The 587-nt window shown below is 58.9% G+C and carries 1 protein-coding gene; it reads right to left on the reverse strand.

Translation table 11 applies throughout. The annotated features are described in order from the left end of the window. Window positions 1-433: DUF1998 domain-containing protein (locus EN780_RS36850; RefSeq protein ID WP_210215123.1), on the reverse strand; the 433-nt coding region annotated here is incomplete at its 3' end. Window positions 434-587: the final 154 nt, after the last annotated feature.

Consider the following 587-nt stretch of genomic DNA (forward strand, 5'->3'; position numbering starts at 1 on the left):
GCGTGCCATCGAGCGCGTAGCGGAGCAGCTCGGCACCGAGGTTCCGGTCAAGACGTTCCTTGAGGTACTGGTTATGATAGTGTCGCAGGCAACTCTCGCATGACTGCTCGCATTTGGCGGGGCATTGCTCCAACAGCGCGAGGGTTTGCTGGAGGATTTCCTCAATGTTCCTTGCCGCGAGATCGGCGTAGCCGGCCCCACCGGACAAGGTATCGTAAAGGTAGACGTCGAGCAGTAGCGTGTCATCCTCCCGGTTCGGGACGATACGGAAGCCCGCACCGAACTCGGAAGTATCAAGATCGATTTGTGGATGCCGGCTGGCTGCCAGCCGCAAGCCTTCGGCAACCGAGTACAGGGCGTCTTCGAGTATCCTCAACTGCAGGGGGTCGCCCGTTTCGGTAACAAGCGGCTGCCTCAGGCTGATACGCAGCAACAGCAAATCGGTGGAAAATACGTGACCTAGGAACACGTTTTCATAGGTACCAGCACACTGATACCCCGGCCTCGGCTTCCCGTACGAGAACTCAATCTTATAGGGTCGGCTGTGTGACAAGTGCGGCTGCTCGTCGACCGAGGCGCGTCCGCAC

This window comes from Mesorhizobium sp. M4B.F.Ca.ET.089.01.1.1 (assembly GCF_004022605.1).
GTDB lineage: Bacteria > Pseudomonadota > Alphaproteobacteria > Rhizobiales > Rhizobiaceae > Mesorhizobium > Mesorhizobium abyssinicae.